This is a genomic window from Bradyrhizobium sp. LA6.1 (assembly GCF_040547805.1).
Taxonomy (GTDB): Bacteria; Pseudomonadota; Alphaproteobacteria; order Rhizobiales; family Xanthobacteraceae; genus Bradyrhizobium; species Bradyrhizobium barranii.
The window spans coordinates 69,258-83,907 of sequence record NZ_JBEPQK010000028.1 but is presented as its reverse complement, the minus strand read 5'-3'; the positions used below and the strand labels follow the sequence as shown (position 1 = coordinate 83,907).

Sequence of the window (14,650 nt, the reverse complement as noted above, 5' to 3'; positions counted from 1 at the left end):
GTCCGAGAGGCGCAAGGACTCCGCCGTCCACGTTTCTCTTTCTTCATCTTCACTTGTCAAACAGCCCGGGACCAGGAGGTCCCAACCTTCCAGAGTGGAAGGGTTCCGACACCCTTACCGACGATGAATGAACTCCAATCGACTTACGTCGACTGTTGTGTCACTCAACAAGGTGAGGAGCATCAGTGGCGCGTTCGCTCGCCTCGGTCAGTGACCCGGCGGCGCCGCGCTCAGTGGTCGGGTTATAGGCCCCCCCGCCCGGGATTGTCAACGCCCATTGTCAACAAATCGTCGCACGGCGGACCACCGAAAAAAATCCAGCGATTCCAGCCAATTAGAAGGACCGCCAATGGCCGGATCAAAGCTGCACCGCAAAAAATCTCAAAAAAAGTTTGCCCGCCGGCGGGCTCCGGAGGGGGCTTTGGACGCCTCTCCAGGCACCCTCCCCCTGCGTCCTTCCAGACGCCCCCGAGGCCCGGACAGGCGGAGGCCCATCCAGGCTGGACCGAGCCCTCGTCCATGGCAGATGAGCCCCATCCAAGGCTGGACCGAGCTCCCCCCCCCCAGGCCAGAACCCCAGGCCAGACCTAGTCCCCCGGCGCCTGCCAGACGGGCTTTTTGCGCCCGGCCGTTCAGGAAACTTTTTCCATATTAGGCGCCGTACTAGAGCCACAATCCCGCGGCGTTCTGGTACAGACAAGCTTGAATCGCGGGATGCCAGTGGGGGCTGCCGGCGATTTTCATGGGGTCAGAGGAAGGCGATCTTGCAGATGACGCAGCCTTCCTTCGACATTCGAGAGACATCGAGAGACCTTTACCCGTCCAGCTGTTCGTAATTTCGGCCGGCCCATCGAGGGCTTTCTGAGCGCGGGCGCCTGTGCGGCTTGCCTTTTCCGGCGATCCCCCTTCAAGAGGGCGGCCAGGAAGGGTTCGAAAGCAGGCATCTTGGGTCGTTGATTGGGGGACTTGGTTTGAACCACAGGACGTCGCGCGGCGCTTACGGGCGTGAGACCGGGATCATCGATCTCGGCCACGAGCCGCCGCTGTCCGTCGATGGTTCCGAGGCCGCCGTCATCGATCGCCGCCGCGTTTCCGTGCAGTGGTTCAGCGGAACAATTCTGACCGGACTCTGCGGCGCAGCCCTGATCGGCGGCGCCGTTTTCGCTTCTCTCGACGGTGAGATGACCTTCGCCAAGGTGCCTGAGCGCGTCGAAGGCGCGCTGCGCGGCGCATTCGGCGCGGCCGATCGCGCCGCCACGCTGCACAAGAGCGACCGCCTGCCGCCGCCGAACGAATCCACGGCCTCGCGCAACATCGTCCGCGTCTCCACCGTCGCCCGCGTCGGCAACCGCGACGTGATGCGGGTGCGCCCGTTCGTCCGGATCGCCGGCAATCTGTCGATGACGACGAGCGATCTGTCGGCGAAAATCCCGCCGTTCAACGCCCAGCGCCTGCTCACCGATGTCGGCTCCGATCCGAAGACCGCGGCGGAAGATCCGAACAATCCCGAAGCCGTCGAGCCCGATGCCGAAGTCTCCTTCGTCACCAAGGACCTGTCGCCGGTGCTGCCGAAGGCCAAGATTTCCGCCGTGGTGGCGCTCGACGACATCCTGATGCGGGTGCGCGACGCCGCCAACTGGCGCGGCAATGGCGGGGTGCGCTACGCCTCGCTCGCCAATGCCACCGCCGACGTCTCCGGCGCGACCGGCCCCTCCGACATGAAGATGGCCTACGCCACCGAAGCGTCGGCGTCCGATCCCTATGCCGGCTTCGAGACGCGCGTGGTGCCGGAAAACGTCACGCTGCTGCCGAAGACCAAGGAGCAGATCACCGGCGGCAATCCCAATGGCGAGCGCGTCCACGTGGTCAAGAAGGGCGACAGCGTCGGCTCCGTCCTGCGCGATCTCGGCGCGACGGCCGAGGAGATCAAGGCGATCACCGCGACGCTCGGCCCGCGCGGCCGCGACGGCGGCCTGAAGGAAGGCGAAAAGCTCCGCATCCTGATGGCGCCCGCAAGCCCCGGCGCCCGCCTCCAACCCTATCGCGTCGTGGTTGCAAACGACACCATGGTCGAGGCGATCGCGGCGCTGTCCGATCTCGGCAAATACGTCGCGGTCGACGTTTCCAGCATGAACACCGTCGCCGATGCCGCGGCCAGCGCCAACAGCGACGACGATGACGACGATGACGGCACCGGCGTGCGGCTCTACCAGAGCATCTACGAGACCGCGATGCGCAACAAAGTGCCGATGCCGGTCATCGAGGACATGATCAAGATCTACTCCTACGACGTCGATTTCCAGCGCAAGGTCGCGCCGGGCGATTCATTCGACGTGTTCTACGCCGGCGAAGAAGAGGGCACGACGTCGAACGAAAAGAACGACGTGCTGTTCGCCTCCCTCACGGTCGGCGGCGAGACCAAGAAATACTACCGCTACCAGAGCCCCGACGACGGCGTCGTCGACTACTACGACGAGACCGGCAAGAGCGCGAAAAAATTCCTGGTCAGGAAGCCCGTCAATAACGCGATCATGCGCTCCGGCTTCGGCGGCCGCCGCCATCCGATCCTGGGCTATGTGAAGATGCACACCGGCGTCGACTGGGCTACCTCCTACGGCACGCCGATCTTCGCTTCCGGCAACGGCGTGCTCGAGAAGGTCGGCCCCGAAGGCGGCTACGGCAAATATATCCGCATCAAGCACTCCAACGGCTATGAGACGGCCTATGGCCACATGTCGGCCTTCGCCAAGGGCATGGAGATCGGCAAGAAGGTGCGGCAGGGTCAGGTGATCGGCTTCGTCGGTTCGACCGGCCAGTCGACCGGCCCTCACGTCCACTACGAAATCCTGGTCAACGGCCGCTTCGTCGATCCGCTACGCGTAAAATTGCCGCGCGGCCGTTCGCTGGAAGGCACGGTGCTGGCGGGCTTCGAGAAGGAACGCGACCGGCTCGACGCCATGATGAGCGGCCGCAACGGCGCCATCGCCCGCATTTCGGACGCAACCGGCGGCCCGTTGCAGGTCACCAACCGCTGATCCCTTAACCGGTCGAAATCGACCGGACATCTCTGGAAAACATGATCTGGATGCGACGTCGTCAAGCGACGTCGTTTCACTGCGCCACAACGTCAAGTTTTGTTTGCCAAAGCGGCATCAAGGCATCGCGCGCGGGAGCGACGGCAGGCTGATCGTGGCGGAAGTGGGCGCCAGGCGACTGATCGAGATCGCGCCGGACAGCGGCAAGGTCACCGAGATCGCCGCCAATCTTCCGATCGGGCTGATGGGCGCACCCGGGGGCCTGCCCAGCAACATTCCGACAGGCGTCGCCATCGGCGCCTCCGGCGTCATCTACTTCTCCTCCGATATCGAGAACGCGATCTACAAGGTCACCAGGAAGTAGCGCGGAGGAAACCAGCCCGGTGGAACCGGCACACGCGTTTCCCGGTTAAATGCTGACGGAAGCCGACCAACAGGAGGATCCCCATGCGGCGCCTCTCACGCGACGATGTCGTCAAGACAGTGGATCGGGCCGACGAAGTCACCATCGCCCAGATCATCGGAACCGGCGCGACGGTCGAGGAACTCGCCGAAGCCCAGGCATGGCTCGCCAATGACGAGCCGATGATCAACGATTTGCGCCCGCTGGCGCACGGACGGGTGCGCGAGCTTGTCGATATTCTGTCGGAGCTCGAAGAGGACAGCGACGAGCAAGGTCCAGCCGAACCCGGCTCAACATCCGCGGTCAGCTAGAGCGAACCTCGTCAAAGCAATTCGCCCCGGAGAGTTGGCCTCTCCGGGGCGATTTTTCGTTTTGCAGTGAGCGCGACGATCAGTTCAGTTTCCGCTTCGACGCCGGCGGCGCCTCGAACTGGGCGATCTCCGCGGTCTGCTGCGCCTTGCCGTTGAAGGTCAGCACGTTGCCTTCGGACGAGATCGCGACCGTATCCCCGTCTTTGACGTCGCCGGCCAGGATCATCTCGGCGAGCGGATCCTGGAGGTAGCGCTGGACCACGCGCTTCAGCGGCCTTGCGCCGTAGGCGGGATCCCAGCCCTTCGCAGCAAGCCAGTCGCGGCCCGCGGCATCGAGCGTCAGCACGATCTTGCGATCGGTCAACAGCTTCTGCAGCCGGGCGAACTGGATCTCGACGATCCGGCCCATCTCGCTCCTCTGCAGGCGGTGGAACAGGATGATCTCGTCGACACGGTTCAGGAACTCGGGGCGGAAATGCCCACGCACCATTCCCATCACCTGTTCACGCACAGCTGAGGTGTCTTCGCCCTCCGGTTGATTCACCAGATACTCCGAACCGAGGTTCGAGGTCATGATGATCAGCGTGTTGCGGAAATCGACGGTGCGGCCCTGGCCATCGGTCAGGCGGCCGTCGTCGAGCACCTGCAACAGGACGTTGAAGACGTCAGGATGCGCCTTCTCGATCTCGTCGAACAGCACCACCTGATAAGGCCGGCGCCGCACCGCTTCGGTGAGTGCACCGCCCTCGTCATAGCCGACATAGCCGGGAGGCGCACCGATCAGCCGCGAGACCGAGTGCTTCTCCATGTACTCGGACATGTCGAGGCGGACCATCGCGGTCTCGTCGTTGAACAGGTACTCCGCGAGCGCCTTGGTCAGCTCGGTCTTGCCGACGCCGGTGGGCCCCAGGAACATGAACGAGCCGGTCGGCCGGTTCGGGTCCTGCAGGCCCGCGCGCGAACGGCGCACGGCGGTCGCGACCGCACGCACGGCCTCGGCTTGGCCGACGACGCGCTTGCCGAGCTGCTCCTCCATCTTCAGGAGCTTCTCCTTCTCGCCTTCGAGCATCTTGTCGACGGGCACGCCGGTCCAGCGCGAGACCACCTGCGCGATGTGGTTGGCGGTGACCGCCTCCTCCATCATATCGCCGGAGCCCTCACGCGCCTCGATGTCCGCCAGCTGCTTCTCAAGCTGCGGGATCCGGCCATAGGCCAGCTCGCCGGCCTTCTGGAATTCGCCGCGCCGCTGTGCGTCGGCGAGATCGACGCGCAGCGCGTCCAGCTCCGACTTCAGCTTCTGGGCGTTGGAGAGCTTGTTCTTCTCCGCGCTCCAGCGCGACGTCAGGGCCGCGGATTTCTCTTCGAGTTCGATGAGCTCCTTCTGAAGCCCCTCGAGACGGGTCTTGGAGCCGAGATCGCTCTCCTTCTTGAGAGCTTCCTGCTCGATCTTGAGCCGGATGATCTCGCGGTCGAGCGAATCCAGCTCTTCCGGCTTGGAATCGACCTGCATCTTCAGCCGCGCAGCCGCCTCGTCCATGAGGTCGATCGCCTTGTCCGGCAGGAAGCGGTCGGTGATGTAGCGGTTGGACAGCGTCGTCGCCGCCACGAGCGCGGAATCGGTGATCCGCACGCCGTGGTGCTGCTCGTACTTGTCTTTCAACCCGCGGAGGATCGAGATGGTGTCCTCGACGGAGGGCTCGCTGACGAAGATCGGCTGGAAGCGCCGCGCCAACGCCGCATCCTTCTCGACGTGCTTGCGGTACTCGTCGAGCGTGGTGGCGCCGATGCAGTGCAGCTCGCCGCGCGCGAGCGCGGGCTTGAGCAGGTTGGATGCGTCCATCGCGCCGTCGCCCTTGCCGGCGCCGATCAGCGTATGCATCTCGTCGATGAACAGGATGAAATTGCCCTCGCTCGCGGTGACTTCCTGGAGCACGGCCTTCAGCCGCTCCTCGAACTCGCCTCGGTACTTCGCACCCGCAATCAGCGCGCCGAGATCGAGCGAGAGCAGCTTCTTGTGCTGGAGGGTCTCGGGCACGTCGCCGTTGACGATGCGCAGCGCGAGGCCCTCGGCGATGGCGGTCTTGCCGACGCCGGGCTCACCGATCAGCACGGGATTGTTCTTGGTCCGGCGCGAGAGCACCTGGATGGTGCGGCGGATCTCCTCGTCGCGGCCGATGACCGGGTCGAGCTTGCCGTCGCGCGCAGCCTGGGTCAGGTCGCGGGCATATTTCTTCAGGGCGTCATAGGCGTTCTCGGCGGTCGCCGAGTCCGCCGTGCGGCCCTTGCGCAGCGCCTCGATCGCAGCATTGAGATTTTGCGGGGTGACGCCTCCCTTGGCCAGGATCGTGCCGGCCTCGCTGGTCTTTTCCAGCGCAAGGCCGAGCAGCAGCCGCTCGACGGTGACAAAGCTGTCGCCGGCCTTCTCGCCGGCCTTTTCGGCGGCGTCGAAAGTGCGGGCCAGCTCGGGCGCCAGATAGATCTGGCCGGCGCCGCCGCCGGAGACCTTCGGCACCTTGTTGAGGGCGTCCTCGGTCGCCTTCAGGATGGCGCGGGAATTGCCGCCGGCGCGGTCGATCAGACCGGCAGCGAGGCCCTCATTGTCGTCCAGCAGAACCTTCAGGACGTGCAGCGTCGAAAACTGCTGATGCCCCTCGCGTACCGCAAGCGATTGCGCGGACTGAACGAAGCCCCTGGAGCGTTCGGTATATTTGTCGATGTTCATGTCTTTTCTTTCCCTCGGCCTGCCCCTGGAGCCCTCTAAGGCACTCCAAACGGCATCTTCATTGGGTTTCCGCTGGACGCGTTGACGTTCCTCAACCGGCAGCGGTCGTTAGCAGCCGGCGCTGGCGCCGGCCTGACCCAGATGTGGGAAGCTTGGCCTCGGATCGGAAGAGGCGCGTTCACAATTTCGTGCACGGGTCCGCTTGCTTGGCGCCAGCAGGTCGAATCCCTTAAGTAGCGACATGACAGCCAGCCAGACTGCCGAAATCACCGGCCTTTACCGTTACCCGATCAAGGGCCTGACGCCGGAATCCCTGCCCCGGGTCCCCTTGCGGATCGGCCAGACCCTGCCCGCCGACCGCCGCTACGCCATCGAGAACGGACCGAGCGGCTTCGATCCGGAGGCGCCGGCCTGGAAGCCGAAAATCCAGTTCCTGATGCTGGCGCGCAATGAGCGGCTGGCGTCCCTCGACAGCCGGTTCGAGGACGCGACCAACCGCCTGACCATCCGCGAGGACGGCCAGATCGTCGCCAGCGGCGATCTGGAAACCTCTGCCGGGCGCGCCGCCATCGAGGATTATTTCACGGAGAATTTTCAGCCGGAGCTGAAGGGCCCGCCAAAAGTTCTGTCCGGCCGCGACCACAGCTTTTCCGACGTCGCCCGCAAGGTCGTGTCGATCATCAATCTCGGCAGCGTCCGGGCGATCGAGACCATGCTCGGCGGCGCCGCAGTCAATCCACTGCGCTTCCGCGCCAATCTCTACGTGAAGGGCTGGCCGGCCTGGTCCGAGCTCGACCTCGTCGGCGAGACGCTGGCGATCGGCGAGGCCCGGCTCAAGGTGGTCAAGCGCATCGTCCGCTGCCCGGCGGTCAACGTCGATCCCAAGACCGCGCAGCGCGATCTCGAGATACCGCCGACGCTCTCGCGCAATCTCGGCCACATGGATTGCGGCATCTATGCCGAGGTCATCGCCGACGGCGAGATCGGCGTCGGTGACGCGATCGCGGTGGAAGCGCCGAGATTGGTGTAACGGGACGCCGCCTCAACACACTCCGTCATTGCGAGGAGCGAAGCGACGAAGCAATCCAGACTGTCTCCGCGGTGGGATTCTGGATTGCTTCGCTTCGCTTCGCTCGCAATGACAAGTGTCAGTTCGGCATCACATACGCATAGATCCGGCCGCGCGAGACCGGCGCCTCGCGAACACGATTGCCGTTGTTGCCGGAAATCATGATCGGATTGCCCTGCGCGTCCACGCCGGTGATGATGCCGACATGGCCGCCCCGGCGACCGCGCGACATGACCGCGATGGCGCCGACCTGCGGACCGGAGACACGCGTGCCGTAGCGCGCGAACGAGCTCGCCATGTCGGAGCCGGTGCCCTGATGGCCGGTGTGCTGCAGCACCATGTTCATGAAGCGCGCGCACCACAGGCTGCCGCGCCCGGTCGGATTGCCGCCGATATAACGGCGCGCCTCGGACACGAGGCCCGATCCGCCGCCGAAGCCGCCACCGCTATTGGCCATTCCAGGATTGGTCATTCCGTTGTTGGCCATGCCGCCGACATTGGCGTTCGGATTGTAGCTCGCCTGGGTGTCGGCGAAGCCGCTCGCCTGCAACTGCGCCGCGCCGCGCTCGAAGCGCGAACTGCGGGCATGGTGGCGATAATGACGGTAATGATGATGTCTGGCGTGATGCACGTAAGCGTGCCGCTCTGCGCTATGACGGTGATGCGGCCGCGCTGAGGCCGGAGAAACGAACGCGGCAACCGCCGCGAAGAAAATCGCCAGCGCGACAACACAACGCGACAGGCGAGACGCAAACAACTCGAACATACTTCATCCTTCTTGACACCCCACTTCCCCAATCGGCCCGTGCGATGGCCGGCATCCGTCTGGCCGTTAAGCCGCCGGATGTGGCGAGAAAAAGACGCCACGCCCGCGAATAGCTGCGATGATTTTGTGCCGGTGCTGGCGTGAGGCTGCCGCATTGCGGACAACAACGTTAACTGCAATTCTCCAAAGGCGGCTTGAAGAGAGGGAAACAGTTAATGCCCCACGCCACGACCAGGGACGACGTCCGCATCTATTTCGAAGAAGCGGGTCAGGGAACGCCGATTATTTTTCTGCATGAGTTCGCGGCCGACTACACCAATTGGGAGCCGCAGATGCGCTACTTCTCGCGCGGCCATCGCTGCATCACCTATTCCGCGCGCGGCTACACGCCGTCGGACGCGCCTGATGGCGAGGTCTACACCTATAAGCATTTCTACACCGACGCGCTCGCGGTGCTCGATCATCTCAAGATCGAGCGCGCGCATCTCGTCGGCCTGTCGATGGGCGCCTATTCGTCGCTCCAGATCGGGTTGAACGCGCCGCAGCGCGCGCTGTCGATGACGCTGGCCGGCGTGGGCTCGGGATCGGAGATCGAGAATCTCGACAACTGGCGCAAGCAGTGCCGCGCCAATGCCGAGCAGTTCGAGACGCTCGGCTCCGCCGAGGTCGCAAAGGTCACGCGCGAGGCGCCGAGCCGGATTCCGTTCCTGGTGAAAGATCCGCGCGGCCACGCCGATTTCTACGCCGCACTGGCGCGCCACGATGCCAAGGGCTCCGCGAACACGATGCGCGGCTTCCAGGGCGGCAGGCCATCGATTTACACGATGCCGGATGCCATTCGAGGTGTGGCAACGCCCGCGCTGATCATCTGCGGCGACGAAGACGATCCCTGCGTCGGGGCAAGCCTGTTCCTGAAGAAGCACCTGCCCGCGGCGGGCCTCGCGATGTTTCCGAAATCAGGCCACGTGCTCAATCTCGAAGAACCCGCACTATTCAACGAGAGCGTGGAGCGGTTCGTGACGCTGGTGGAAGCCGGGCGCTGGCCAGTGCGCGATCCGCGGTCGCTGGCGGCGCATTAGACTGCCAGTCGCTGTCATTCCGGGATGCGCCGACAGGCACAGGCCCGGAATGACGGAAACTACTTCCCCTGCCCGCGCGTGAGCAAGAACACGCCCTGCTCGCCGAACATGTTCCACACCCACCACGGCAATCGCAGCCGCAACGGACGGCCGTAGAGATCCAGCGCCTCGGCGCGCTCCATCTTGACGTGGATCGCGTCGCAGAGCTCGACGAAATCCTTGATGGTGCAGAAGTGGATGTTGGCGGTGTCGTACCAGGTCGCCGGCAGATTCTCGGTGCGCGGCATGTGGCCGCCGACCAGGAGCTGGAGCCGCATTTTCCAGAAACCGAAATTCGGGAACGACACGATGGCACGGCGGCCGATGCGCAGCAGATTCTCCAGCACGACCCGCGGCTGCCGCGTCGCCTGCAGCGTCTGCGACAGGATGACGTAATCGAAGGCGTCGTCGGGATAGTTGACGAGATCGGTGTCGGCATCGCCCTGCACCACCGCCAGGCCCTTGGCGACGCAGCGGTTGACGCCTTCGCGCGACAGCTCGATGCCGCGCCCGTCGATGCCGCGGGTCTCCAGAAGCTGGAGCAAATCGCCCTCGCCGCAGCCGACGTCGAGCACTTTCGAGCCGGGCTTGACCATCTCGGCGACCAGCAGATGATCGGCACGAAACTGGCCGGACTGCTCCGTCGCAACGCCGCCCAGCGGCAGCACTTCCTGCACAGACATCGCTAGCCGTCCTTGTCAGTCAATCCTGGCGGTGAGCCCGCGCGCCTTCCCTGCCGATTGCAGGAAGGCACGGGCGATATCGAAGAATTCGGGCACGTCGAGCAGGAAGGCGTCATGGCCGCGATCGGTCTCGATCTCGGCGAACGACACCCGCGCGCTCGACGCGTTCAGCGCATGCACCAGCGCGCGCGATTCAGAAGTCGGGAACAGCCAGTCGCTGGTGAAGGAGACCACGCAGAAGCGCGTCTCGATGCCCGCGAACGCTTTCGCCAGCACGCCGCCGTGGTCGCCGGCGATGTCGAAATAGTCCATCGCACGGGTCAGATAGAGATAGGAGTTGGCGTCGAACCGCTCGACGAAGGACGAGCCCTGGTAGCGCAGATAGCTCTCGACCTGGAAATCGGCGTCGAACGAGAAGGTCGGCAACTCGCGGTCCTGCATGCGGCGGCCGAACTTGCGATGCAGCGCGGCGTCGGAGAGATAGGTGATGTGCGCGGCCATCCGTGCCACCGCAAGTCCGCGATGCGGATGGATGCCCTGATCCGTGTAGCGGCCGTTGTGCCAGTCGGGATCGGCCATCACCGCCTGGCGGCCGAGCTCGTGGAAAGCGATGTTCTGCGCCGAGTGCCGCGTCGCGCAGGCAATCGCCAGCGCGGAGTACACGCGCTTGGGATAGGCCGCGGTCCATTGCAGCACCTGCATGCCGCCCATCGAGCCGCCGACCACCGCGAACAACGTGTCGATGCCGAGCCGGTCGATCAGCATCGCCTGCGCGCGCACCATGTCGGGAATGGTGATGACGGGAAAATCCAGGCCCCACACCTTGCCGGTCGCGGGATTGATCGAGGCGGGCCCGGTCGAGCCCATGCAGCCGCCGATCACGTTGGCGCAAATGATGAAGTAGTGCTGAGGATCAAGAGGTCGGCCGGGACCGACCAGCGTCTCCCACCAGCCCGACTTGCCGGTGACGGGATGCACGTTGGCGACATGCTGATCTCCCGTCAGCGCATGGCAGATCAGCACCGCGTTGGAGCGATCGGCGTTGAGCTCGCCATAGGTCTGGTAGGCGATCTGGAACGGGGTGAGATCGATGCCGCAATCGAGCCGCAGCGGCTGCTCGGCGCCGAACTGCGCGACCTGCGAATTCGGATGATCCGCCTCATGCGACCGGTCGTCGGCACTGATCGCGGGACTTGGCACAGGCTTCACGCCAACCATCATCGACCTCGTTTGCGACACCCGTCAGGCTGCCGCTGGAATCAGGCCATGAAAAACCCGGCCTGAACGATAGGTTCGGCCGGGATCGGAAGCGTCCCCGGCCTGTTTAGCGAGTTTTTTAACGTGGCTGCAAGCCGGCCGGCTCAAATGACCACGGAACGGGCAAAAGCTACTGTCTTGGGCGGTTTTCGTCAAGTCACGGTCCGGATTAGCCAAATTCATCCCTGAAAGGCCGGCCCAAAAGGCCTGGTTTCCCTTTGCATTTCTCTTTGCTTTCGCCGCGCCGACTGCCTAATCAGGACGTCGACCGCAGCGGATCCGGCCTTGCCGATCGGCCTTGGCCGACCCGCATTGGAACGCCTCTCACCAGCATCTCGCAGATATGTCCCAACGTCCGCCCGCGCCACCATCGCTCCAGGAATTGCGCAAGGAGATCGACGCGATCGACGAGGGCATGCATCGTCTCCTGATGCAGCGCGGTGACATCATCGACCGCCTGATCCAGGTGAAGCAGACCCAGGAGGTCGGCTCGGCGTTCCGCCCGGCGCGCGAGGCCGCCATGATGCGGGACATCGTACAACGCCATCGCGGCATCCTGCCGCTCGACACGGTCGAGAGCATCTGGCGCGTCATCATCTCGACGTTCACTTACGTCCAAGCGCCGTTCTCCGTGCATGCCGACATCTCGGTGAGCGAGCCGGCGATGCGCGATTCCGTGCGCTTCCATTTCGGCTTCACGGTGCCTTACGTCGCGCATTTCAGCGCGCAGGCCGCGGTCGAAGCGGTGGCGAAGTCCAAGGGCGATCTGGCGCTGGTCTCGGCGACCTCGAGCCGCACGCCATGGTGGCTGGAGCTGGAAGCGGACGGCGCGCCGAAGATCATCGCGCGGATGCCCTTCGTCGAGCGCGCCGACCATCCGGCCGCACTGCCGGTGTTCGCGATCTCGCGCGTCGCCGACAGCGCCGTGGTGACGGAGGTCGAGACCTTCAGCGTGCGCGTGTCCGGGTGGAACGCCGAGGTCGCGCGGGCGCTGTCGCCGCTCGCCGAGATCGTGGCAGTGCCCGATACCGCCTTCGACGGCGCGGCGCTGCTGGTCTCGGTCACGAGCGCCACCAGCATCGACAAGATCAAGGCTGCCCTGATCGAAGCGGGGGCCTCGGTGCGCTCCACGGCCCTCGTCGGCAGCCACGCAACGCGCTATACGGTGCCCTCGACCGGGTCGAAATCGTAGATCGCGAACCGCCTAAAGCTACTTCCGGAGTTGAAGATGTCACGCCCCGTGCCGAATCCCGGCATTCTCGATATTGCGCCCTACACGCCCGGCAAGAGCCCGGTGGCTGAGCCGGGCCGCAAGGTGTTCAAGCTCTCGGCCAACGAGACGCCGTTCGGGCCCTCGCCCAAGGCGATCGAGGCGTTCAGGAACGTGGCGGCGCATCTGGAAGACTATCCGGAAGGAACCTCGCGCGTGCTGCGCGAAGCGATCGGGCGCTCTTTCGGGCTCGACCCCAACCGCATCATCTGCGGCGCCGGCTCGGACGAGATCCTCAATCTGCTCGCCCACACCTATCTCAGCCACGGCGACGAGGCGATCTCGACCACGCACGGCTTCCTGGTCTACCCGATCGCGACTATGGCGGTCGGCGCCAAGAACGTGGTCGCGCAGGAGACCAACCTCACCTGCAATGTCGACGCCATCCTCAAGGCGGTGACGCCGAAGACAAAGCTGGTCTGGCTCGCCAATCCCAACAATCCGACCGGCACCTATGTGCCGTTCGACGAGGTCAAGCGGCTGCGCGCCGGCCTGCCGTCGCACGTGCTGCTGGTGCTCGATGCCGCCTATTCCGATTACGTCTCGCGCAACGACTACGAGATGGGGATCGAACTCGTCGCCACCACCGAGAATACCGTGGTGACGCACACCTTCTCCAAGATCCACGGTCTCGCCGCGCTACGCGTCGGCTGGATGTTCGGTCCGGAGCACATCATCGACGCGGTCAACCGCATCCGCGGTCCCTTCAACGTGTCGACGCCGGCGATGTATGCCGCTGTCGCGGCGATCGAGGACACTGCGCACCAGGCGATGTCGAAGCAGTTCACCGAGACCTGGCGCAACTGGCTCTCCGAGGAGATCGGCAAGCTCGGACTGAAGGTGACGCCGGGCGTCGCCAATTTCGTGCTGATCCACTTCCCGGAAAATGGCAAGACCGCGGACGAGGCCGACGCGTATCTTACCAAGCGCGGGCTGGTGTTGCGCGCGCTGAAGAACTACCGCCTGCCGCATTCGCTGCGCATGACCATCGGCACCGAGGAGGCCAACCGCCTTGTCGTCGAGGGCCTGCGCGACTTCATGGCCGGCAAATGAGCACCACACCGCACTTCCAGCGCGTTGCGCTGATCGGCTTCGGCCTGATCGGCGGCTCGATCGCGCGCGCTGCGAAGCTCCAGGGCTTGGCCTCCGAGATCGTCACCACCGCGCGCTCGGAGAAGACGCGCGCGCGGGTGCTGGAGCTCGGCATCGTCGACCAGGTCGTGGCGACCAATGCGGAAGCGGTGAAGGATGCCGACCTCGTCATCCTCTGCATTCCCGTCGGCGCCTGCGGGCCGGTGGCGCAGGAGATCGCGGCGCATCTCAAGCGGGGCGCGATCGTCTCCGACGTCGGCTCGGTCAAGGGCGCGATCGTCAGGGACATGGCGCCGCATCTGCCGAAGACCATTCATTTCGTGCCGGCGCATCCCGTCGCGGGCACCGAGCATTCGGGTCCCGACTCCGGTTTCGCCGAGCTCTTCATCAACCGCTGGTGCATCCTGACGCCGCCGGAAGGCGTCGATGCGGCGGCCACCGATCGTCTGCGCGCGTTCTGGGCGGCGATGGGCGCCAAGGTCGAGATCATGACGCCGGATCATCATGATCTCGTGCTCGCGATCACCAGCCATCTGCCGCATCTGATCGCCTACACCATCGTCGGCACCGCCGACGAGCTGGCGCAGGTGACGGAGTCCGAGGTGATCAAGTTCTCGGCCGGCGGCTTCCGCGATTTCACCCGCATCGCCGCGTCCGACCCGACGATGTGGCGCGACGTCTTCCTCGCCAACAAGGAAGCCGTGCTGGAGATGCTCGGCACCTTCACCGAGGATCTCGCCAAGCTCACCCGCGCGATCCGCCGTGGCGACGGCGAGGCGCTGTTCGACCACTTCACGCGCACGCGCGCCATCCGCCGCGGCATCGTCGAGATCGGCCAGGATTCGGCCGCGCCGGATTTCGGCCGGCCGCATGCGCAGCTCGGCAAGAAGCCGTAGCCACCCCTCTCTCCTCCGTCATTGCGAG

The 14,650-nt window shown here is 64.8% G+C and carries 11 protein-coding genes, 1 pseudogene and 1 riboswitch; of the genes and pseudogenes, 8 read left to right on the top strand and 4 right to left on the bottom strand.

Annotated features, from left to right (window positions below; genetic code table 11):
* Positions 1-971: 971 nt before the first annotated feature.
* The 3 genes and pseudogenes from ABIB99_RS41240 (at position 972) to ABIB99_RS41230 (ending at position 3,749) form a co-directional block, all read left to right on the top strand.
* Positions 972-3,035: a M23 family metallopeptidase gene (locus ABIB99_RS41240; RefSeq protein ID WP_085401948.1), complete on the top strand. Its 2,064-nt coding sequence runs from the start codon at positions 972-974 to the stop codon at positions 3,033-3,035.
* Between the two features lie 109 nt (positions 3,036-3,144).
* Positions 3,145-3,399: pseudogene (locus tag ABIB99_RS41235) on the top strand (hypothetical protein); the annotation flags it as partial.
* An 83-nt stretch (positions 3,400-3,482) separates the two neighbouring features.
* A complete protein-coding gene (locus ABIB99_RS41230) occupies positions 3,483-3,749 on the top strand; it encodes a hypothetical protein (protein ID WP_014491677.1) in 267 nt (88 codons plus the stop codon).
* A gap of 79 nt (positions 3,750-3,828) precedes the next feature.
* Here ABIB99_RS41230 and clpB read toward each other — a convergent pair whose 3' ends face one another.
* The gene (gene clpB, locus ABIB99_RS41225; RefSeq protein WP_354181487.1) at positions 3,829-6,471 is read right to left on the bottom strand and encodes an ATP-dependent chaperone ClpB; all 2,643 of its coding nucleotides are present in this window, start codon (positions 6,469-6,471) and stop codon (positions 3,829-3,831) included.
* A gap of 241 nt (positions 6,472-6,712) precedes the next feature.
* On the opposite strand from clpB, the gene ABIB99_RS41220 reads away from it, so the two are divergent.
* Positions 6,713-7,501, top strand: coding sequence for an MOSC domain-containing protein (locus ABIB99_RS41220; RefSeq protein WP_354181485.1), 789 nt, complete (start codon positions 6,713-6,715; stop codon positions 7,499-7,501).
* Positions 7,502-7,619: 118 nt separating this feature from the next.
* Here ABIB99_RS41220 and ABIB99_RS41215 read toward each other — a convergent pair whose 3' ends face one another.
* Positions 7,620-8,306: an NlpC/P60 family protein gene (locus ABIB99_RS41215; protein WP_354181483.1), complete on the bottom strand. Its 687-nt coding sequence runs from the start codon at positions 8,304-8,306 to the stop codon at positions 7,620-7,622.
* 215 nt (positions 8,307-8,521) lie between these two features.
* On the opposite strand from ABIB99_RS41215, the gene ABIB99_RS41210 reads away from it, so the two are divergent.
* Entirely contained in the window at positions 8,522-9,385 is an 864-nt protein-coding gene (locus ABIB99_RS41210; protein ID WP_354181481.1) for an alpha/beta fold hydrolase, read from the top strand.
* Between the two features lie 59 nt (positions 9,386-9,444).
* Here the strand turns inward: ABIB99_RS41210 and metW are convergent, their stop codons facing one another.
* Positions 9,445-10,107 carry a methionine biosynthesis protein MetW gene (gene metW / locus ABIB99_RS41205; protein ID WP_063985776.1) on the bottom strand — a complete coding sequence of 221 codons (663 nt, stop codon included), beginning with the start codon at positions 10,105-10,107 and terminating at the stop codon, positions 9,445-9,447.
* Between the two features lie 15 nt (positions 10,108-10,122).
* On the bottom strand, positions 10,123-11,325 hold the full coding sequence (gene metX / locus ABIB99_RS41200) for a homoserine O-acetyltransferase MetX (protein WP_063986729.1): 1,203 nt from the start codon (positions 11,323-11,325) through the stop codon (positions 10,123-10,125).
* Positions 11,326-11,410: 85 nt separating this feature from the next.
* Positions 11,411-11,490: riboswitch (SAM riboswitch) on the bottom strand.
* Positions 11,491-11,707: 217 nt separating this feature from the next.
* Between metX and ABIB99_RS41195 the strand changes: the two genes are divergently transcribed.
* From ABIB99_RS41195 to ABIB99_RS41185, 3 genes are read left to right on the top strand one after another with little or no spacing between them, the layout of a single operon-like run.
* Positions 11,708-12,556, top strand: a complete 849-nt coding sequence (locus ABIB99_RS41195) for a chorismate mutase (RefSeq protein ID WP_063985777.1) — start codon at positions 11,708-11,710, stop codon at positions 12,554-12,556.
* A 36-nt stretch (positions 12,557-12,592) separates the two neighbouring features.
* Positions 12,593-13,687, top strand: a complete 1,095-nt coding sequence (locus ABIB99_RS41190; RefSeq protein WP_063986730.1) for a pyridoxal phosphate-dependent aminotransferase — start codon at positions 12,593-12,595, stop codon at positions 13,685-13,687.
* Positions 13,684-14,622, top strand: a complete 939-nt coding sequence (locus tag ABIB99_RS41185; protein WP_354181477.1) for a prephenate/arogenate dehydrogenase family protein — start codon at positions 13,684-13,686, stop codon at positions 14,620-14,622. Before ABIB99_RS41190 ends, ABIB99_RS41185 begins: the two co-directional genes overlap by 4 nt.
* The last annotated feature ends 28 nt before the right edge of the window (positions 14,623-14,650 follow it).